This window comes from Lactobacillus sp. UMNPBX19 (assembly GCF_002553805.1).
Taxonomy (GTDB): domain Bacteria; phylum Bacillota; class Bacilli; order Lactobacillales; family Lactobacillaceae; genus Lactobacillus.
The window spans coordinates 1-21,300 of sequence record NZ_PCYR01000005.1 but is presented as its reverse complement, the minus strand read 5'-3'; the positions used below and the strand labels follow the sequence as shown (position 1 = coordinate 21,300).

18 protein-coding genes are annotated in these 21,300 nt (G+C 34.3%); 17 read left to right on the top strand and 1 reads right to left on the bottom strand.

The annotated features are described in order from the left end of the window. Positions 1 to 44 precede the first annotated feature (44 nt). The 5 genes from CP370_RS02465 to CP370_RS02445 all read left to right on the top strand — a co-directional run bounded on the left by CP370_RS02465 (position 45) and on the right by CP370_RS02445 (position 5,904). Positions 45 to 1,094 (top strand): RodZ family helix-turn-helix domain-containing protein, encoded by a 1,050-nt coding sequence (locus tag CP370_RS02465; protein WP_087283948.1) that lies wholly within the window; start codon positions 45 to 47, stop codon positions 1,092 to 1,094. Then, positions 1,094 to 1,657 (top strand): CDP-diacylglycerol--glycerol-3-phosphate 3-phosphatidyltransferase, encoded by a 564-nt coding sequence (gene pgsA, locus CP370_RS02460; protein ID WP_004893865.1) that lies wholly within the window; start codon positions 1,094 to 1,096, stop codon positions 1,655 to 1,657. Before CP370_RS02465 ends, pgsA begins: the two co-directional genes overlap by 1 nt. Before the next feature lie 162 nt (positions 1,658 to 1,819). Beyond that, positions 1,820 to 2,911, top strand: a complete 1,092-nt coding sequence (gene recA, locus CP370_RS02455) for a recombinase RecA (RefSeq protein WP_087283951.1) — start codon at positions 1,820 to 1,822, stop codon at positions 2,909 to 2,911. A gap of 126 nt (positions 2,912 to 3,037) precedes the next feature. Next, the gene (rny, locus tag CP370_RS02450; RefSeq protein WP_012846458.1) at positions 3,038 to 4,660 is read left to right on the top strand and encodes a ribonuclease Y; all 1,623 of its coding nucleotides are present in this window, start codon (positions 3,038 to 3,040) and stop codon (positions 4,658 to 4,660) included. 101 nt (positions 4,661 to 4,761) lie between these two features. Then, positions 4,762 to 5,904: a glycosyltransferase family 4 protein gene (locus CP370_RS02445; protein WP_012846457.1), complete on the top strand. Its 1,143-nt coding sequence runs from the start codon at positions 4,762 to 4,764 to the stop codon at positions 5,902 to 5,904. 17 nt (positions 5,905 to 5,921) lie between these two features. Here the strand turns inward: CP370_RS02445 and CP370_RS02440 are convergent, their stop codons facing one another. Continuing rightward, the gene (locus tag CP370_RS02440; protein ID WP_087712802.1) at positions 5,922 to 6,587 is read right to left on the bottom strand and encodes a YigZ family protein; all 666 of its coding nucleotides are present in this window, start codon (positions 6,585 to 6,587) and stop codon (positions 5,922 to 5,924) included. A gap of 122 nt (positions 6,588 to 6,709) precedes the next feature. Between CP370_RS02440 and CP370_RS02435 the strand changes: the two genes are divergently transcribed. From CP370_RS02435 to CP370_RS02375, 12 genes are all read left to right on the top strand, one after another. After that, positions 6,710 to 7,897, top strand: a complete 1,188-nt coding sequence (locus CP370_RS02435; protein ID WP_087712803.1) for a DEAD/DEAH box helicase family protein — start codon at positions 6,710 to 6,712, stop codon at positions 7,895 to 7,897. Further along, positions 7,894 to 8,565 carry a ComF family protein gene (locus CP370_RS02430; RefSeq protein WP_012846454.1) on the top strand — a complete coding sequence of 224 codons (672 nt, stop codon included), beginning with the start codon at positions 7,894 to 7,896 and terminating at the stop codon, positions 8,563 to 8,565. The genes CP370_RS02435 and CP370_RS02430 overlap by 4 nt, the downstream gene beginning before the upstream one ends. Before the next feature lie 81 nt (positions 8,566 to 8,646). Further along, positions 8,647 to 9,192, top strand: a complete 546-nt coding sequence (gene hpf, locus CP370_RS02425; protein ID WP_004897724.1) for a ribosome hibernation-promoting factor, HPF/YfiA family — start codon at positions 8,647 to 8,649, stop codon at positions 9,190 to 9,192. 157 nt (positions 9,193 to 9,349) lie between these two features. Then, a complete protein-coding gene (gene secA / locus CP370_RS02420; protein ID WP_004893881.1) occupies positions 9,350 to 11,749 on the top strand; it encodes a preprotein translocase subunit SecA in 2,400 nt (799 codons plus the stop codon). 80 nt (positions 11,750 to 11,829) lie between these two features. Beyond that, positions 11,830 to 12,946 (top strand): peptide chain release factor 2 gene (gene prfB / locus CP370_RS02415; protein WP_098043176.1). Its coding sequence is split into 2 segments (ribosomal slippage): positions 11,830 to 11,901 and positions 11,903 to 12,946, totalling 1,116 coding nucleotides; the frame shifts between segments, so codons are not numbered across the junction. An 18-nt stretch (positions 12,947 to 12,964) separates the two neighbouring features. Continuing rightward, a complete protein-coding gene (locus CP370_RS02410) occupies positions 12,965 to 13,243 on the top strand; it encodes a hypothetical protein (RefSeq protein WP_004897721.1) in 279 nt (92 codons plus the stop codon). Beyond that, positions 13,236 to 14,195 carry an HPr(Ser) kinase/phosphatase gene (gene hprK, locus CP370_RS02405; RefSeq protein WP_087712804.1) on the top strand — a complete coding sequence of 320 codons (960 nt, stop codon included), beginning with the start codon at positions 13,236 to 13,238 and terminating at the stop codon, positions 14,193 to 14,195. Before CP370_RS02410 ends, hprK begins: the two co-directional genes overlap by 8 nt. After that, positions 14,192 to 15,028: a prolipoprotein diacylglyceryl transferase gene (gene lgt / locus CP370_RS02400; protein WP_087712805.1), complete on the top strand. Its 837-nt coding sequence runs from the start codon at positions 14,192 to 14,194 to the stop codon at positions 15,026 to 15,028. The genes hprK and lgt overlap by 4 nt, the downstream gene beginning before the upstream one ends. 36 nt (positions 15,029 to 15,064) lie before the next feature. Then, the gene (locus CP370_RS02395) at positions 15,065 to 16,084 is read left to right on the top strand and encodes an NAD(P)H-dependent glycerol-3-phosphate dehydrogenase (RefSeq protein WP_087712806.1); all 1,020 of its coding nucleotides are present in this window, start codon (positions 15,065 to 15,067) and stop codon (positions 16,082 to 16,084) included. Between the two features lie 71 nt (positions 16,085 to 16,155). After that, positions 16,156 to 17,091 (top strand): thioredoxin-disulfide reductase, encoded by a 936-nt coding sequence (gene trxB / locus CP370_RS02390; RefSeq protein WP_087712807.1) that lies wholly within the window; start codon positions 16,156 to 16,158, stop codon positions 17,089 to 17,091. A gap of 169 nt (positions 17,092 to 17,260) precedes the next feature. After that, the gene (locus CP370_RS02385) at positions 17,261 to 20,230 is read left to right on the top strand and encodes an SEC10/PgrA surface exclusion domain-containing protein (protein ID WP_087712808.1); all 2,970 of its coding nucleotides are present in this window, start codon (positions 17,261 to 17,263) and stop codon (positions 20,228 to 20,230) included. Positions 20,231 to 20,501: 271 nt separating this feature from the next. After that, entirely contained in the window at positions 20,502 to 21,191 is a 690-nt protein-coding gene (locus tag CP370_RS02375) for an RNase H family protein (protein ID WP_087712810.1), read from the top strand. The last annotated feature ends 109 nt before the right edge of the window (positions 21,192 to 21,300 follow it).

Genomic DNA, 21,300 nt, shown 5'->3' with positions numbered 1-21,300 from the left:
GGTATACTCATATTTGAATTATTGCAAAAAGTTGAGAGGATATTATGGCAGATATTGGAGATAAATTACGCAGTGCTCGTAAGGCAAAGGGCATGTCAATTGAAGATGTAGAAAAAATAACTAAGATTCAGCGTCGATATCTTACAGCAATTGAAAATGATGATTTTGATCAATTACCGGGAGATTTTTACGTTAGAGCCTTTATTAGACAATTTGCTGATGTTGTTGGTCTTAACGGCAAGGAATTATTAGCAGATTATAAATCTGAAGTACCTGAAGCAAAACCAGAAGAATATGTTGAAAATTCAATCGACAATAAGAGCGAAAGAATTAAAGAGACGACTAATAGTCGTAAAGGACTATGGCGTAACTATTTACCTCAAATTGCAACAGTAGTTGGTGTTGTTCTAGTAATTCTAGTAGTTTATATTGTTTACACTCGCTTCTTTACTGGAACTAATCAACAGTCAGCAAATCAAGCTGAGAATGTAACCATTTCTTCTCATATCAAATCTTCAAAATCTAAAGCTTCATCAAAGAAGAAATCAACTCCAAAAACTACAACCTCAGAAGTTAAAATTTCTAGTTTAGGTAATAATAGTTACCGTGTTAGTGGATTGAAGAGTGACCGAACTTTAACTTTAGGAACCACTAAGGATGATGTTTGGGCACAAATTTTAGTAAATGGTTCTTCTGTTTGGCAAGGAACTTTGAAAGCTAATGAGAAGCACTCAGTTCAATTACCAGAAAATGTAAACAATGTTTCTGTACAAATGGGGAACAGTGTATCAACTACTTTGACTTTAGCCGGTAAGAAGGTAAATGCACATAATGCAACTAATCCAGCTTCACCAATGACAATTAGATTTACATTTGCTGGACATAGTAATCAAAGTAGCCAAAGTAGTAGTACTCGTCAAAGTAGTGCAACTACTCAAAGTTCAACTAATAATGTAAATAATCAAACACAACAAAACCAACAAAATAAAAATACACAAAATGGCCAAACTACTCAAAACAATACGCAAAATACGCAGAACACACAAGGTCAAACTAATACTACCCAAAATAATGGAGGTCAAAGTAACCGTTAATGAATTTACCAAATAAATTAACTATGTTTAGAATTTTTATGATTCCAGTTTTTATGCTAGTCTTAATTTTTAATTGGCCAGCAGGCGGGGCAACTTTCCTAGGAGCACATATTTATTGGTCTCATGTGTTAGCAGCTGTAATTTTTGCGGTGGCATCAATAACTGATTTTTTGGATGGACATATTGCTCGTTCAAGAAACTTAGTTACCAACTTCGGAAAATTTGCTGATCCATTAGCAGATAAAATGCTAACGATGACAGCTTTTGTATTTTTAATTTCATTAAATTTAGCGCCTGCATGGGTAGTAGCTATCATTGTTTGTCGTGAATTAGCCGTCACTGGTTTACGTTTGATTTTGGCTGAAAATAAAGGCCAAGTTTTAGCAGCAAAAATGCCAGGTAAAATTAAAACTACGACTCAGATGCTCTCGATTATTTTCTTATTGCTTGGTGATGTGTACTATATTGGTACAATCTTATTGTACATTTGCTTAATCTTTACTATTTACTCTGGTTACGATTACTTTAAGCAAAGCGGTGATGTATTTAAAGGTGAAATTTAAGATTAAAAGAAGCAGAGATGCTTCTTTTTTTTGAAAAAAATTAATAAAAAATGCGTAATAAAAAGTAGAGAAACATAATATTGAACGCTAGTTCGTATTTTTCTTGCTTTTAGGTAGTCAAACCAAGTATAATTATTATAAATGGAATAAGGAGGAAGAGATTTGGCTAAAGATGATAAAAAGAAGGCTTTAGACATTGCCTTAAAAAAGATTGAAAAAGACTTTGGAAAAGGCGCAGTGATGCGCATGGGTGAAAAAGTAGACACTCAAATTTCCACTATTCCTTCCGGTTCACTAGCTTTAGATGCAGCTCTTGGAGTTGGTGGCTATCCTCGTGGACGAATTATTGAAGTATATGGACCAGAAAGTTCTGGTAAAACAACTGTGGCTCTTCATGCTGTTGCAGAAGTTCAGAAGCGTGGAGGAACGGCAGCTTATATCGATGCGGAAAATGCGATGGATCCTGCTTATGCCGAAGCATTAGGTGTTGATATTGATTCCTTAATTTTATCTCAACCAAACACTGGTGAAGAAGGTTTGCAAATTGCAGATACGCTTATTGCGAGTGGTGCAATTGATATCTTGGTTGTGGATTCCGTGGCTGCGTTAGTACCAAGAGCCGAAATTGACGGTGACATGGGAGATTCACATGTTGGTTTGCAAGCCAGATTAATGAGTCAGGCTTTACGTAAACTCTCAGGAAATATCTCTAAAACTAAAACTATTGCTATTTTCATTAACCAAATTCGTGAAAAAGTTGGAGTTATGTTTGGAAATCCAGAAACTACTCCTGGTGGACGTGCTTTGAAGTTTTACTCTACGATTAGATTAGAAGTACGTAGAGCAGAACAAATTAAACAAGGATCAGACGTAATTGGTAACCGAGTTAAATTAAAGGTTGTAAAAAATAAAGTTGCTCCTCCATTTAAAGTGGCAGAAGTCGATATCATGTATGGGAAAGGTATTTCTCAAACTGGTGAGTTAATTGATATGGCTGCTGATAAAGATATCATTAAGAAAGCTGGCTCGTGGTATTCATATGGGGATGATCGCATTGGACAAGGCCGCGAGAATGCTAAGCAATATCTAGAAGAGCATCCTGATGTTTACGAAGAAGTAAAAGAAAAAGTTCGTGAAGCTTATGGAATTGATGCTAAAGCAATTGAAGAACGGGAAAATCCTGAAAAGGTAAAACAAGACAAGGAAGTACCAGTAAACAAAGATGCTTCCGATGAAAAAAGTGAAAAAAAATAATCGACAGATACAGTTAAACCTTGGCTTTTAGAGGCCAAGGTTTTTTGTATGATTGACATCACTTCCGGATACTTTTATTATTAATAATGTGTGAAATAATTCTATAAAAAAGGCGATAGTAAAAATATGGTAAATACAATTTTAGTTCCTGTTGCTGTCGCTATTGTTTCTGTCTTAGTTGGAGGTTGTGCTGGCTATAGTATCCGTAAAAACAAGTGGGAAACTCAAGCACAGAATGCAGCCCATGATGCAAAACACATCTTGGCAGATGCAGAAAGTAAAGCTAAAGCTGTAGAAGCTGAGCTTGCTTCACAAAAAGAAGCAATGAAGAAAGCTGCAGCAGATGCAAAAAAAGAAAAAATTCTGGAAGCACAAGAAGAAATTCATCATTATCGCGAAAGAGTAGATAATGAACTTAATGAACGACGTCAAGAGGTTTCTAGACAAGAAAGTCGCTTACTGCAACGTGAAGATGCTATTGATCATAAAGATAGTTTGTTGGATCAAAAAGATTCACAACTCACACAGAAAGAAAACCAAATTAAAAAATTGCAGGCTCAAGTTCTAGAAAAAGAAAATAGAGCCGATCAATTAGTGACCGAGCGAGAGAAAAAGCTCTATGAAGTTGCAGAGTTGAATCAAGAAGATGCTAAAAAGATCGTTTTAGATAAACTTTCAGACCAATTGGTTAAGGAAAGAGCAGAAATGATTGAAGAAAGTAATCAACTTGCTAAGGCAAAAGCCGATCATTTTGCTCGTAAAGTAATTGTAGATGCAATTCAAAGTAGTGCAGCCGATACAGTTTCTGAAAAAACTGTTTCAGTTGTTAATTTACCAAGTGATGATATGAAAGGTCGTATCATCGGCCGTGAAGGTAGAAATATTCGCTCATTTGAGGCTTTAACTGGTGTAGATGTAATTATTGATGATACTCCAGATGTAGTGGTCTTAAGTGGCTTTGACCCAATTAGACGTGAAATTGCAAAGAGAGCATTGGAGCGTTTAATTAAAGATGGCCGAATTCATCCAGCGCGGATAGAAGAAATGGTTGATCGTGCTCGTAAAGAAGTAAATGATGATATTTACGAAGCTGGTGAAAGTGCCTTAATGGAACTTGGTATTCATAAGATGCATCCAGAATTGGTAAAGATTTTAGGACGCTTAAAGTATCGTACGTCTTATGGACAAAATGTTTTATCTCATTCTATTGAAGTGGGTAAATTAACAGGCGTAATGGCTGCTGAACTTGGTTTAGACGAAAAAATAGCGGTACGCGCAGGATTATTACACGATATTGGGAAGTCAATTGATCATGAAATTGAGGGTTCCCATGTAGAAATTGGTGTTGAACTTGCACGAAAGTATCATGAACCAGATTTGGTTGTGAATGCAATTGCTGCTCACCATGATGATGTTCCTAAGTTATCCTTTATTGCAGAATTAGTTGTAGCTGCTGATACGATTTCTTCAGCTCGACCAGGTGCTAGAAGCGAATCTCTAGAAAACTATATTCGTCGATTAGAACAACTGGAAACGATTGCAAAGGGACACATTGGTGTAAAACAAGCATATGCAATTCAAGCAGGACGTGAGATAAGGGTAATGGTTGAGCCAGATAAGATCTCAGATGCTCGTACTACTATTCTTGCTCATGATATTAGAAATCAAATTGAACAAGATATGGAATATCCTGGTAACATTAAGGTTACGGTTATTCGAGAAAAACGTGCTGTTGCAATAGCTAAGTAAAGACGAATCTTTAAGATTCGTCTTTTTTGTTTACCGCTTTATTGTGTTTATATTGGGGTGTAGGTATAATGAAAAAGAGAAGTTTAAGAAAGTAGATTGTTATGTTTCAAACAATTGTTAAAATATTCTTATTAGTAATTATTACTGCTGCTATAACTCCTTTTATTAGAGAATTAGCTTTTGTGTTAGGTGCAGTTGATAATCCAAATGCTCGTCGCATCAATAAAAAGCCAATGCCTACTATTGGTGGATTAGCAATATTCGTAGCTTTTAATATTGGAGAATTTGTCTTATTACGGAAGGATTTTCCGACTCATGAACTTTTTTCAGTATTATTGGCATCCAGTGTTATTATCTTAACTGGTTTGATTGATGATATTTTAGAATTAAAACCGAGACAAAAAATGTTTGGGATTTTTGTTGCATCCCTGGTTGTATATTTCTTAGCTGGAATTAAAGTAAGAGAGTTAAGCTTGCCATTTTTAGGCCATATTCAACTAGGTTGGTGGAGTTTTCCCCTTACCATTTTTTGGATTCTTGCCTTAACAAATGCTGTCAATCTTATTGATGGTTTAGATGGTTTAGCTACCGGTGTTACCTTAATTTCCCTTGTAACAATGGGAATTGTTGGTTTCTTCTTTTTAAAGAGTTGGCAACACTATGTTCCAATTATGTGTATTATGTTAGCAGCTTGTTTATTGGGCTTTTTACCTTATAATTTTCATCCTGCGAAGATATTTTTGGGAGATACAGGTGCTTTATATATTGGTTTTATGATTTCCGTCCTATCGTTAAAAGGATTAAAGAATGTAACTTTTGTGTCATTATTAGTTCCAATTCTTATTTTGGGTGTTCCAATTACTGATACAGTTTATGCAATGATTAGGCGAAAATTAAATAAAAAAAATATATCTCAAGCTGATAAACATCACTTGCATCATCAATTAATGCGAATGGGATTATCTCATCGTCAAACTGTGTTAGCTATTTATGGAATTTCACTTATTTTTTCTTTTGTCTCATTGCTTTCATTAGTGTCTCCTCGCTGGGGGATCTGGTTATTAATTTTAGGTCTGTTATTCGCAGTTGAGCTTTTTGTTGAAACGATCGGATTATTAGGCGAAAAATATAAACCACTTCTGCATTTTCTGCAACACACTATTAATAAAATGGAGCGTGCAGATCCTGAAGTAAAAGTGAGACGATTAAATAAAAAGAATACAAATAAAAAAGATTTACGTTAAAACAACGTAAATCTTTTTTATTGTTCATGGAAATTTAAATTAGTAACAGGAATTTCATTAAATCTTTGGTCTATTTTCTTGAAATCTACTTTTCCCGATAATAAATTAATTAGATCCTCTTCAACTTGAGTGATTTGACCTAGATCTAGGAAAATTTGGATTGTTACATCAGTAGTATATATTTGATTATCAATGAGAATTTTATTTTCATTTAAATAGTGATTAACCTCATCAAGTCGATTATAAGGAATTGTAAATTCAATTAATTGCTGCATGACGCATTTTACAACACCAATATTTTGAGCAGCTTCAGTTACAGAATTTGAATAAGCGCGGATTAATCCACCAGCTCCCAACTTAATGCCGCCAAAATATCTTGTGACTACAGCAGTCACATCTTTTAATTTCATTAATTGCAGAGCTTTTAGTTCAGGGATACCTGCTGTTCCGGAAGGTTCACCATTATCACTGGCCTTAACTTGATTATCATTTAATCCTAAAGTATAAGCATATGTATTGTGAGTTGCATCATGATATTTTTTAGAAATTTGCTCAATAAATGTTTGGGCTTCTTCCACTGTTTTAGTACGAGCTAACGAGCAGATGAATCTACTTTTTTTGATAACTATCTCATGTTGACCCGATTTACTGATTGTTAAATAGTTTAGTTGTTTTGATGACAAAAAATCGCCTCCAACTGCGTAATTAATATAGGGTGATATTGATGAGTGAATTAAAAGGACGCCAATGAATAGATAGTCAAAATAACCATAACATAAATAGTAAGACGACAAAAGTTCCTGCAATGATAAATGGTTTATGCCAACGATGTAACACTAAAGCAGATGCAACATTACCTAATGGATATTTATATTGCCGAGAATGTATTGGGGTTGGAAGAATAAGTGAAGAGAAGAATTTAGAAAGAAACATTGAAAAAAGTACTTATCCTAAAATAGTTACTCCACTAAGTTGGCAGGGAAAATTAACTGATCAACAGGAGTTGATCTCTAATGAGTTAGTTAATTCCTTTAAAGAACGACGAAATCATTTAATTCATGCAGTAACTGGAGCCGGTAAGACAGAGATGCTTTTTAAAGTAGTAGAAGAAGTTTTAAAAAATGGTTTCCGAATAGCAATTGCTACGCCTCGAATTGACGTAGTTGATGAATTATTTCCCCGCTTTCAAGCAGCATTTGAAAATGTGGAAATTGGAAAATACCATGGACGTGAATATCATGATGCAAAAGACGAGCAATTTATCATATGTACAACACATCAACTTTTAAAATTTTACCAAGCCTTTGATTTGATTGTGATTGATGAAGTAGACTCTTTTCCCTTTTATGAAAATAAAATGCTTCATTTTGCAGCTGAAAATGCTGTAAAAGAAAAGGGATGTACATTTTTTCTAACTGCGACTCCAGATGAAAAATTGCTAAAACAGGCTAAAGGTAAGGTAATTAATTATTCTTTGCTGAAGAGAAGATTTCATAAGGGATTACTACCTGTACCGAAAGAAAAATATTTCTTTAAACCTTTTATTTCTAATAAAGGAAAAGTTCATCCTGTTCTGATTAAGCAGATTAGGAGAATTATAAATCTGAACAAACCTCTTCTGGTATTTGTTCCGAGAATCAAAGATTTGCCCGTATATAAGAAACATTTGACTACTGTTTTTAAAGAGAAAAAGATCGTGAGTGTATATGCGGGTGACAAAGAAAGGCAAAGTAAAGTCGCTAGATTTCGTAATCAAGAAATTGATATTTTACTAACAACAACGATTTTAGAAAGAGGAGTAACTTTTAAACATGTTCAAGTAATTGTAATTGCGGCAGATGATCCAATTTACAATACTCCAAGTCTAGTTCAGATTGCAGGTCGAGTAGGAAGAAGTGCAGATGACAGAGATGGGCTAGTTTTATTTTGTTATCACAAATATACAAAAAATATCCGACAAGCGATGAAACAGATTAGGATGATGAATAAGTGAATAATTGTTTATTGTGTCACTCTTCTTTTTGCAGAGAGATAAACTATGAAAAATTGTTTTTATTTGTTAAGTACAAGGAAAGATATACTTGTTCTGAATGTCTAAAAAAGTTTGTTAAAAAGAAAGGAAAAATATGTTCAGGTTGTAATAAAGAAATAAATACAGAGGGACTATGTAATGATTGTCTACAGTGGAAGCAGAAATATGTAGGCAATTTGTTAGACAATCGTTCTTTATATCAATATAATGATACGTTTCATGATGTTATGGTACGGTACAAAAGATATGGAGATTATATTTTGTGTCATGTCTTAGCTGAATTAATTGATCAGTTGCCAGCAGCTGATTATTATGTTCCAGTTCCGAGTTCGCCCAGTCATCTAGAAAAGAGAGGATTTGATACAGTTTGCGCTATTTATCAAAAGTTAGTTCCTTTAACGAAATTATTAGTTAAGGCAGATACGGAGAAAGCCCAGGGAGAAAAGAATAGGGAGGAACGGTTATTAACTAAGCAAACCTTTTCGGCTATCGATAATAAAAATGTTAGTGGAAAAATTTTATTGCTAGATGATATTTATACGACCGGTAGAACCCTGTATCATGCACGAGATGCTCTTTTAGAAGTTTATCCTAATTGTAAAATAAATAGTTTTACAATTAGCAGATAAATCATTAGTAAAACCGCTTACAATTTGCTATACTAAATGTGTAAGAAAAAACGTCATAAGATGTTGGAAGGAGAATCTACAATGTTAAAATACAATGTTCGTGGAGAAAATGTCGAAGTTACTGATGCCTTAAGAGATTATGTTCAAAAGAGATTGAATAAGCTCGAAAAGTACTTCGAAATTAATTCTGATGTAATTGCTCATATCAATTTAAAGGTTTATCCAGATCACACTGCTAAGGTGGAAGTAACAATCCCACTTCCATACCTAGTTTTACGTGCGGAAGACACAACTGATGATATGTACAAGAGTATTGACTTTGTTTCTGAAAAACTAGAACGTCAAATCAGAAAATACAAGACTCGTATTAACAGAAAGAGTCGTGAGAAGGGCTTAAAAGATTTCTTCTATGAAGACCTAGAAGAAGAAAAGAAAGCACCTAAAGAATTTGATATTGTTCGTAACAAGCATTTGGATTTGAAGCCAATGAGTGCAGAAGAAGCGGTTTTACAAATGGACTTGTTGGGCCATGATTTCTTTGTTTTTGAAGATGCAGATACAAATGGAACAAGTATTGTATATCGCAGAAATGATGGTCGTTATGGCTTGATTGAAACTAACGAATAATTAAAACAATCTTATAAATTAAGAGTCTCTTGAGCAGCGATAAGCTTAAGAGGCTTTTTCTTGCAATAGTAGATTTCTCATTTTTCCAAATTAATGTTAAAATTACATAGTATTATTTTAGATTTGTGCACAAAATTTAAATTTAAGGACCGATTAAATGGCTAATATTCTTAAAAAAATTTACGATAACGATAGAAGAGAATTAAAGAAATTTGAAAAATTAGCAACTAAGGTAGAATCTTTAGGAGACGAGTACGAAAAATTATCTGATGAGCAACTCCAAGCAAAGACACCAGAATTCCGTAAGCGTTTAGAAAATGGTGAAACGTTAGACGATATTCTACCAGAAGCATTTGCTACAGCACGTGAAGGTGCAAAAAGAGTTTTAGGATTATATCCTTTCCGTGTTCAAATTATTGGTGGTATTGCGCTTCATTATGGTAATATCGCCGAAATGATGACTGGGGAAGGTAAGACCTTAACTGCTACTTTGCCAGTTTATTTAAATGCTTTAACGGGGAAAGGTGTTCATGTGGTAACAGTTAATGAATACCTGTCTAGCCGTGATGAAAGTGAAATGGGGCAATTATATAAGTGGCTCGGTTTATCTGTAGGTTTAAACCTTAATTCGATGTCTGCAGATGAAAAAAGAGATGCTTATAATTGTGACGTTACTTATTCAACGAACTCAGAATTAGGATTTGATTATTTAAGAGACAATATGGTTGTCTACAAAGATCAAATGGTTCAACGTCCACTTAACTATGCAATTATCGATGAGGTTGACTCAATCTTAATTGATGAAGCTAGAACACCATTAATTATTTCTGGACAAGCAGAGCAAGCAAACAGTGAGTATATTCGTGCTGATCGTTTTGTTAAAACCTTAGTTGAAGATAAAAGTGATGACGATGTAGATGATGAAGAAGACCATGGTGACTACAAGATTGATTGGCCAACCAAAACAATTAATTTGACCAATCAAGGAATTAAAAAAGCTTGTGAACACTTTGGTTTGAAGAATTTGTATGACATTGATAACCAAGTTTTAGTTCACCATATTGATCAAGCGTTAAGAGCTAACTACATTATGTTGAAAGACATTGATTATGTAGTTCAAAATGGCGAAGTTATGATTGTCGATTCTTTCACCGGACGTGTAATGGAAGGTCGTCGCTATTCTGATGGACTTCACCAAGCAATTGAGGCAAAAGAAGGGGTTAAGATTCAAGAAGAGTCTAAAACTCAAGCGACTATCACTTACCAGAACTTCTTTAGAATGTATAAAAAGCTCGCAGGTATGACAGGTACAGCTAAGACGGAAGAAGAAGAATTTCGTGAGATCTATAACATGGAAGTAATCACTATTCCAACTAACCGTCCTATTGCTCGTAAAGACTTACCGGATATTTTATATCCAACCTTAGATTCTAAATTTGAAGCTGTAGTAAAGGAAATTAAAGAGCGTCACGCCAAAGGACAGCCGGTATTGGTTGGTACTGTTGCTATTGAAAGTTCTGAACGTTTAAGCCAAATGCTTAACCAAGCAGGTATCCCACATGCAGTTTTGAATGCAAAAAACCATGCTAAAGAAGCAGAGATCATTATGAATGCTGGTCAAAGAGGAGCAGTTACAATTGCTACTAACATGGCTGGTCGTGGTACTGATATTAAATTAGGGCCAGGTGTTAAAGAATTAGGCGGTCTAGCTGTTATTGGTACTGAGCGTCATGAATCTCGCCGTATTGATAATCAGCTTCGTGGTAGATCTGGTCGACAGGGTGATCCTGGTGTAACAAGATTTTATCTATCTTTAGAAGATGATTTGATGAAGCGTTTTGGTGGAGATCGAGTAAAATTATTCCTTGATCGAATATCTGATAATGATGACGACAAAGTCATTGAATCACGTATGATTACTAAGCAAGTTGAATCAGCTCAAAAGCGTGTTGAAGGTAACAACTACGATACTCGTAAGCAAACTTTGCAATACGATGATGTTATGCGTACGCAACGTGAAATTATTTACGGGGAAAGAATGCAGGTTATTTCTGAAGATAAATCATTGAAACCTGTTTTAATGCCAATGATTAAGCGGACTATTGATCATCAGATTGATATGTATACCCAAGGCGACAAAAAAGATTGGCGTAATGATCAATTAAGAGATTTTATTTCATCTGCTATTACCGATGAAGAAACTACGAAAAAGCTTAATATGAAGCACTTAAGTGCGGAAGAACTTAAGAAGCGCCTTTATCAGATTGCAGAAGATAATTACGCTGAAAAAGAAAAACAACTTGCTGATCCTGAACAAATGTTAGAATTTGAGAAAGTTGTTATCTTACGTGTTGTAGATGAACGCTGGACTGATCATATCGATGCGATGGATCAATTACGACAATCTATTAGTCTAAGAGGATATGGACAATTAAATCCATTAGTTGAATATCAAGAAGCGGGCTATAGAATGTTTGAAGAAATGATCAGTAATATCGAATTTGATGCCACCCGTCTATTTATGAAGGCTCAAATAAGACAAAACATTAGTCGATAAAAATAAAGGGAGGCAGATAATGTCTCTCTTTTTTGCTATTATTAAGTAAAAATTAATTTTATAATGTGAGGAAAATAAAAATGGAGATTAGTGAAATTCAAGCAGAATTAAATGATCTTAGTCCTAAGTTAGAGCATTTCAGGAGGTCTCTTTGACTTCGATTCATTAAATGAAGGTATTGCGATTAATGAGCAAAAAATGGCAGAGCCAGGTTTTTGGGATAATCAAGAACAAGCACAAAGCTTAATTAATGATACTAATCGAATGAAGGAAAAAAGTGAAAACTTTAAGCAACTTGAAGCAAAATTCGATGATGCTCAAACTGCTTTAGAATTACTTAAAGCAGATCCAGACCCTGAATTGAGTGAAGAACTATCTGAAGAAATGGTGTCATTATCACAAAGTTTTCATGATTATGAATTATCATTATTGTTATCAGATAAGTATGATCAACATAATGCTTTAATGGAAATCCATCCTGGTGCTGGTGGTACTGAGGCCATGGATTGGGCTGATATGCTTTTAAGAATGTATCAACGCTATGCAGCTAGTCATGATTTGAAATTTGAAATTGAAGATTATGAGCCTGGTGAAGAAGCTGGTGTTAAAAGTGTAAGCATCCGGATTCAAGGAAAAAATGCTTTTGGATTACTTAAATCTGAAAATGGTGTTCATAGATTAGTAAGAATATCTCCTTTTGATTCGGCAAAAAGACGGCATACATCTTTTGCTTCTGTAGAAGTAATACCAGAGATTGATCAAAGTATTGAGGTTGATATTAATCCAGATGATTTAAGAATTGACGTTTATCGTTCAAGTGGTGCTGGAGGTCAGCATATTAATAAGACTTCTAGTGCAGTTCGAATTACCCACTTACCTACTGGTATTGTTACCTCATCGCAGGCTCAGCGATCCCAATTGCAAAATAGAGAAACTGCAATGAATATGTTACGGGCAAAGTTATTCCAGCTAGAAGAAGAGAAGAAAAGAAAGCAGACCGAAGAACTTAAAGGTAATCAAAAAGAAATTGGCTTTGGTTCTCAAATTCGCTCTTATGTTTTTCATCCTTACAATATGGTAAAAGATCATCGGACTAATTTTGAAACCAGTGATGTAAATGGTGTAATGGATGGAAAATTAGATAATTTTATTTATGCTTATTTACAGTGGCTATTGAGCCAAAAAAATCCGAATTAAAGTTTAAGGAAAAGATCTATGGGATTTGTAACTATTTTAATATTGGTATTAGCTGCTTTAGTGATTTTAAGTATTTTATTTTCAATATTTAAATTCTTTATTGGCTTGTTACCTGTTGCTATAATTGTTGCTTTGATTATTTGGCTACTGGCTAAGTTTTCTGGTAACAAAAAAGATACAGAAAAAACTGATAGCCATAATCCAGTGCAGCCATCCACTAATAATCAAAAGCGAAAGAAAGCACGAAATGTTTCAGTCAAAGATGTAGAAGATAAAGAGGATAACAAAAATGGTTGAAGCAGTTAAAGTCAGTGAATTAGTAAAAGATCTTCCTTCATTTAGAGTGGTTGAAGGAAAGGAATATCTGGATCAAAAGTTAATTGATACTTCTGATATTTCACGTCCAGGTTTAGAATTAACAGGTTATTTTGATTTTTATCCTAAAAATAGAATTCAATTGCTAGGAAGAACAGAAATTTCTTATAGTGCACGACTAGATCATGATTTGCGTGAGCGAGTATTTACCAAAATGGCAGCTCCAGAAACTCCTTGTTTCGTTGTGTCACGAGGTTTACCAATTCCGTCAGAGATGCTTGAAGCAGCTGAGAAAGAAAATATACCTGTTCTCTCGAGTAATATGGCTACAACACATTTATCAAGTGTCATTACTCAATTTCTAGATGAAAAACTTGCACCTCGAAAGAGTATTCACGGTGTTTTAGTAGAAATCTATGGAATGGGTGTATTGATCATTGGAAATTCTGGTGTTGGTAAGTCAGAAACAGCCCTAGACTTAGTTAAACGGGGACACCGTTTAATTGCGGATGATCGAGTTGATGTTTACCAAAAAGATGATAAGACGGTAGTGGGAGAAGCTCCTAAGATCTTAAAGCATTTAATGGAGATTCGCGGAATTGGAATTATTGATGTGATGAATCTTTTTGGTGCTGGAGCAGTTAAAGACAGTACTGAAATTCAATTGATAATTTGTTTGCAAAATTGGGATCCAAAAGCCAATTATGATCGCCTAGGATTTAATGAAAAGACGCGTGAAATTTTTGAAGTAGATGTACCGCAAGTAACTGTTCCAGTTAAAGTGGGACGAAATCTGGCTATTATTATTGAAGTAGCAGCTATGAATTTCAGAGCTAAGAAAATGGGCTATGATGCTAGCCAAAAATTTGAACAAAATCTAACTGAATTAATTTCAGACCATTCTAAAAAAGACGAGGGTGAAAGCAGGAAATGAGTTTAGTTTTAAATCCTGTAGCTTTTAATCTGGGCCCGCTTCAAGTTAAGTGGTATGGTATTTTAATGGCTACGGGAGTTTTAGTAGCAACTTTAATGGCAATTAATGAAGGAAAGAAAAGGCATATTATGCCTGATGACTTCATTGACTTCCTCCTTTGGGCAGTTCCGATTGGTTTTATTGGTGCTCGAATATATTATGTAGTTTTTGAATGGGGCTATTTTTCTCAACATCCCGACCAAATAATTGCTATTTGGAATGGTGGTATTGCTATTTATGGTGGTTTGATCGCTGGACTAATAGTGTTGTTGATTTTTTGTCATCAACGAATGCTACTGCCATTTCTAATGCTTGATATCATAGCTCCAGGTGTAATGGCTGCGCAGGTAATTGCTCGGTGGGGTAATTTTATGAATCAAGAAGCGCATGGTGCTAAAACCACTTTATCCTTTCTAGAAAGTCTACATTTGCCACATTTCATTATTCAGCAAATGTATATTAATGGTTCATATTACCAACCGACTTATTTGTATGAGTCGACATTAAATTTAATTGGCTTAATTTTAATTTTGAGTTTACGTCATAGAAAACATCTTTTTAAGCGTGGAGAAATATTTTTAAGTTATGTAATTTGGTATTCCGCTGTTCGTTTCTTTGTTGAAGGGATGAGAACGGATAGTTTATACATTGCTAATACAATTAGAGTTTCACAAGCATTGAGCTTGATTTTGTTTTTTGGCGCAATTATTCTTTGGATTTATCGTCGTAAAGTTGTAAAGCCAAAGTGGTATTTAACTGGCAGCGGTTTAAAATACCCGTATAATAGAGATTGAAAGAAATAATTTTTTATAGAAAGTTTGAGTAAAAAAATGGCAAAGATTGCAGTTTTAGGTAATGGTTCATGGGGTTCTGTTCTTGGTTCAATGTTAGCTGATAACGGAAATGATGTAGTATTATATGGAAACATTGATAGTGTTAACCAAGAAATTAATGAACATCATACTAATACTCACTACATGAAAGATTGGAAACTTAATCCGAATGTGCCCGCTACTGGAGATTTAGAAAAAGCATTGGATGGTGCCGAAATTGTTTTATTTGTTTTACCAACTAAAGCAGTTCGTATTGTTGCTAAAAATGTACGTAAAATATTAGATAAAACTGGCGCTACTCCTTTATTGGTAACTGCAACTAAAGGAATTGAACCAGGAAGTAAAAAACTAATTTCAGATATTTTAACTGAGGAAGTTTATCCAAATGATAGTGAAAAAATAGTAGCTATTTCAGGCCCTAGTCATGCTGAAAATGTTGCTCAAAAGGATTTAACTGCAATTGCTTGTGCATCTACTAGTGAAGAAAATGCTAAGAGAGTACAAAAGATATTTTCAAATAACTATGTCCGTTTCTACACTAATAATGATTTAGTGGGAGTTGAAGTAGGTGGAGCAGTGAAAAATGTTATTGCAATCGCTGCAGGTATCTTAGTTGGTAAAGGATATGGTGATGATGCAAAAGCTGCTTTAATGACTAGAGGCTTAGCTGAAATTACTCGTTTAGGAGTTAAATACTTCGGCGCAAAACCAATGACTTTTTCAGGTCTTTCAGGAATTGGTGATTTAATTGTAACAGCAACTTCTCAAAATTCTCGTAATTGGCGTGCAGGTAAGCAAATTGGAGAAGGAAAGAGCCTTGATTATGTTTTAGATCATATGGGCCAAGTTGTCGAAGGTGCTACGACTGTTAAGGCAGTACATGAATTAGCAGAAGAAAAGAATATTGATATGCCAATTAGTGAAGCTATTTATCGTGTTTTATATGAAAATGCCGATGTAGATCAAGAAATTAAGACAATGATGGGAAGAAATCCTAAGCCAGAAATTCAACTATAAGCAAAAAGATTGCAATTTTTATTTGTTCATAGTAATATATACTTATAAAAAGTAAGAATAGAGGCTAGAATATGGCTGAGAAAAAAAATTACGATGTAATTGTAATTGGAGCAGGCCCTGGTGGTTTAACTGCTGCTTTATATGCCGCTCGAGCTAATTTGAAAGTAGTTATTTTGGATCGTGGTATTTATGGCGGCCAAATGAATAATACTGCTGGCATTGATAATTATCCTGGTTTTGTTGATATTCAAGGACCTGAATTAGGCGAAAAGATGTATCAAACTGCTACAAATGCTGGAGCTGAATTTGCTTATGGCGATGTACAGAGTATTGTACAGGATGGTGGTAAGAAGATTGTTAAAACTGATTCAGGTGAATACGAAGCTGGTGCAGTAGTTATTGCTACTGGTGCAGTTCATAAGCATCTTGGAGTTCTCGGTGAAGAAGAATATGCTGGAAAAGGTGTATCATATTGTGCTGTTTGTGACGCGGCTTTCTTTAGAGATGAAGATGTAGCTGTAATTGGTGGCGGAGATTCAGCTATTCAAGAGGGGCTATATTTGGCACAGTCTGCTAAGTCAGTCACGGTTATCCATCGGCGTGATCAACTTCGTGCAAAAGCTAAATTACAAAAGAAAGCTTTCGAAAATGATAAGATGAAGTTTATCTGGAATGCTCAAACTGAAGAAATTGTCGGAGATGGCAATAAAGTAACTGGTGTGAAATATAAGGACAAAGAAACTGGTGAAGAAAAAGAAGTTAAAGTAGCTGGTGTATTTATTTATGTTGGTATTCAACCACAAACGGATGCTTTTAGAGATTTAGGCATTACTGATGAACAAGGCTGGATCTTAACTGATGATCATATGCGTACTAAAGTTGATGGGGTCTTTGCTTTGGGTGATGTTCGAGCAAAAGAACTTCGTCAAATTGCAACTGCTGTCGGTGAAGGAAGTATTGCTGGTCAAGAAGTATATAACTATTACCAAGGTTTAAGCGAAGAATAAAAATTTGTTTAAATTAAAAGCTGTCTATCAAACGATAGGCAGCTTTTTGTGTTGTAATTTATTTTCTTGTGAAAGCATTGACAAAACTCAAAATGGGGGGGGTTAAACTAGGTTCGTATCGACCTATTAGGGTTGAACTCAGTTATTTAATAAAACGGAGGATGTATCAATGAAGAACAAAGATAAATTGATGTATGTTTCTGCAGCAGTAGTAGCTGCAGGATCAATCGCAGGTGCTAAGACTACGACAGTTAAGGCAGCTGAAGTTCAAAAAGTTAATGCTGATAGCAATGCTAATTTAAATAATAAAGCAGAACAAAAAGCCACAGCTCAAGATAAAGCCGCAACTAAACAAATTGCTCAAGATAAGTCTGATATTGTTAAAACTCAAGATCAAGTAAAACAAGCTCAAGCAGATAAAGCACAAGTTGAAAGTCAAAAGACTCAAACTGAAGCTACTCTGCCAGCAAAACAAGAAGCAATGCAAACTGCTAAATCTAACTTAGATAATGCTAAGAGTGAGTTAACTCACGCACAAACTAAGCAAGAAGATTTAACAAAACAATATGATAGTTCATATGAAAACAATGTAAAATCCGCACAAGCTGCTAAGACTCAAGCTGATCAAAAGGTACAAAATCTTGAAGGTCAAGTTCAAACTGCACAAAATAAGCAAACTGATTTGATTGGTCAAAGAACTAATGCTGAAAGTGAAGTTAAGGCTAATACTGAAACATTGAATAATGTTAATACGCATGTCAATGAATTGACTGCACAAGCAAAGCAAGCTCAAGACAAATTTAACAATGTTCAAAAAGACTATAACCAAATTCAAGGTGAATTGAACGCTAAAGAATCAGCTAGTGCTAAGGCAGAAAATGATTTAAAGCAAAATGAAACTGATTTAAATCAAAGTAAAAAGACCTTATCTGACTTACAAACTAAAGATAATGATTTAGCTAAAACTGTTAATGATACTCAAGCTAAATTAGAAATCTCAAATAAAGATTTAGCTAACGTCAATAATGATATTAGCCAAAGTCAAAACAAGTTAAATGATGTAACTAAGCAAGCTAATGATGTTAATAGCAAGTTATCACAAGCTACTGCCAAACGTGATGAAGCTAAGAGTGCATTAGATCAAATTAGAGAATCAGCTCAAAATGTAATGATTTTACCAGATTCTTATATTAAAGCAGCAAAGAAATGGGACTATATTTCTAATGAAGATCGTAAGAATTTTAATGATGATCAATTCACTAAAGAAATGTATGCTGCTTCAATAGACGGATGGAAGTTAAATCACTATAAATCTAATGAAAAAGATAAAAAGCATATGGTTGACCTTAATAATTTGACAGCAGAAGAACAATTAGAAATTAATAAATTCGCTCTAAATCTTATTAATCAAGCACGCGCACAATTAGGAAATAAGCCACGGATTCTAAATAGAAGTGCAATGAAATTTGCTAATGACGTGGCTAATAATTATCGCACAAATAATACAAATAGTTTGCGCAATGGTGGTGGTCATGATGTTAAAGCGATTACGGCCGCAGCAAGAAAATATGGATTAAATGATGCAAATAATTGGTATGAATTATTAGGTCGAGAAAATTTCAGCACACAAGCTCCGTATGAGGCAGTAACCGACTATGATCCGTATGGTGCATATCATGTTGAAAGTTATTCCCACTCAGCTGATGATTATAGGCATCAGCGAGATGATATGGATTCTTTGAAAAACCATATTTATGATGATATTAAAGGAATGATTTTTAATTTTCATGATAATGAGTGGTTACATGCTGGTGCTATGTTGTCATTTTATTATATGCCACAAGAATCTCTAGGAAATAAAGGTCAAACTACAACTTATAGTGCGATTAGTATAGATATGCAGTCAAGTTCACCAGATATTATTTTGATTCACTATATTAGTGTTCCTGATATAATTGATTCAATTTGGCATGAAAATGAGTTTATCAAGGATCCAAGTAAATTTAACGTTAACGACAATATTGAATTGACTACTGCAACTGATCCTGTTAAAGCTCAACAAGCATATGATCAAGCGCAAAACGATGTGAACTCATTAATTAGTCAAAAGAATGACTTAGATAATCAAATTAAATCATTAACTGATCATATCAATCAATCACAAGCTAAAGTAAATGTTTTAACTAAATCTATTAATGATTTGTCAACTAAGTTAGCTAATGCTAAGAATGATAAGCAAAATGTTGAACATCAAATTGTTGACACTACTAAACGTATTAATGACTTACAAGCTGCTTACCCTGCATTACTTAAGGCTAAAGATGATATAGCTCAAGATTTAGCAACTTATAAGCAAGATCACGCTGCTGTAATTAATGATTACAACAACACTAAATCTCAATTAGAGAAGTTAAATAATGATCTAGACGCAGCTAATAAGGATAAGAATTCAGCTGAAACTATTCTTAACCAACACAAAGCAGAATTAGCTCGCATTAATCAAGATCTAGATGCTGCTAATAAGCAAATAGATGACTTAAAGGTTAAGTTAGCAGATGCTAAGACTGCTCAAACTGCTGCCAAAGCTAACTTAGATAAAGCACAAGCCGATTATGACAACTACGTAAATACTCATAAAGACTTGATTGATCAAATTTCAGCTGCAGATAAAGTAGTTAGCGAAAAGAAAGAAGCCGTACAAAAGGCTCAAGCAGCATATGACAAGGCTGAAGCTGACTACAAGACTGCTAAAGCTGAAGTTACTAAGTTAGATAATAAAGTTCAAGATTTAGATAAGACTATTACTAAGTCTCAAGCTACTATTAAGACACTTACTAACAGAATTGCTGCTAATACTAAGATTATCAATAATAATAAGCAAGTTCATGAAGCAGCTGCACGTAAAGCATTCGATGCTCAAATTAACCAAGCTTTGGATGCTGTTGTAGCAGCTCCAATGAGTAATAGTAATAAAGCTCAAGCAGCTACTGTAAAGCCTACTGTTAACAACACTAAGCATGCATTGCCACAAACTAGTGTTGATGATAAGGTAAGTATTTTCGCTGCACTTGCAGGATTATCATTAGCTTCAATTGGTTTAGGTTCATTAGTTTCAGATAAGAAGAGAAGACGTAATTAGTATATGTATGATAGATTCAGAAAAGCAAAAACAAAAAAAGGAAAAGTTGCAGCATTCATTTGGTGCACCTTTAAATTGCTGTGCTTTATCGCATTTTGGGTAATTGCAGGATTATTCATAATGATTTTTGGAACTCTGTTTGGTGATACAGATACTAAAGAGGAGCCGAAGCAGAAAACCAAAGTGGTTACGAGATATGTACCAATCTATAAACACGATGATCGTTGGTAATTAATCTAATTATTTCTTTTTTAATAAGAGGTATAAATATATGGTTAAAAGATATTATGCGATGATTGATGCGAATACAGGTAAAACTGATGTACGTCATGAAGAATGGGACAATATAAAAACTGAATTTCAAAGTAAATCTAGTCTTATTTATAAAGTCTTTAACACAGAAAAGGAAGCCAATGATTTTATTAATCAAGGCTATATTGAAGAAAGCGACATTGATCCAGACGACAACGAAGCAGTTAATAAGGAAATTGAGGACCGTATTGCTTCTTTAACTGATGATGAAGCTATCATTGCGACAGATGGTAGTTATATGGAAGATGTCAATAAGGACATAGCCGGCGCTGGCTGGATTGAGATTACTAAGGATCATAAAGAGCCTAAAAATGATACTTGTGCTCCTGAAGGTATGAGAAATGTTGCCGGTGAAATTAAAGCTATTGAAAAAGGAATTGAATGGGCTCGCAGTAAAGGCTTTAAACGTTTAGATATCTACTTTGATTATGCCGGACTTGTTGGCTGGGCTTACGGATACAACGTTCATATTAATAAAAAGAATGATAAGGGAAAAAATGATCTTAGGGTAAAATATTATAATCTAATTAAAGAAACAAGTAAGCATATGAAACTTGTTTTCCATAAGGTTTCTGCTCATACTAACGTTAAATATAACGAAGAAGCAGACCGATTAGCAAAAGAGGCTGTAGAAAATTATGGTAAATAATAAGTAACACATTAAATAACTATTTTATATTCATTTACATTCTCCAAAATTAAAGTGTCTGGGAAAAAACTAATTCCTAAGACATGAAAAAAGAACGATGATTTCCTTT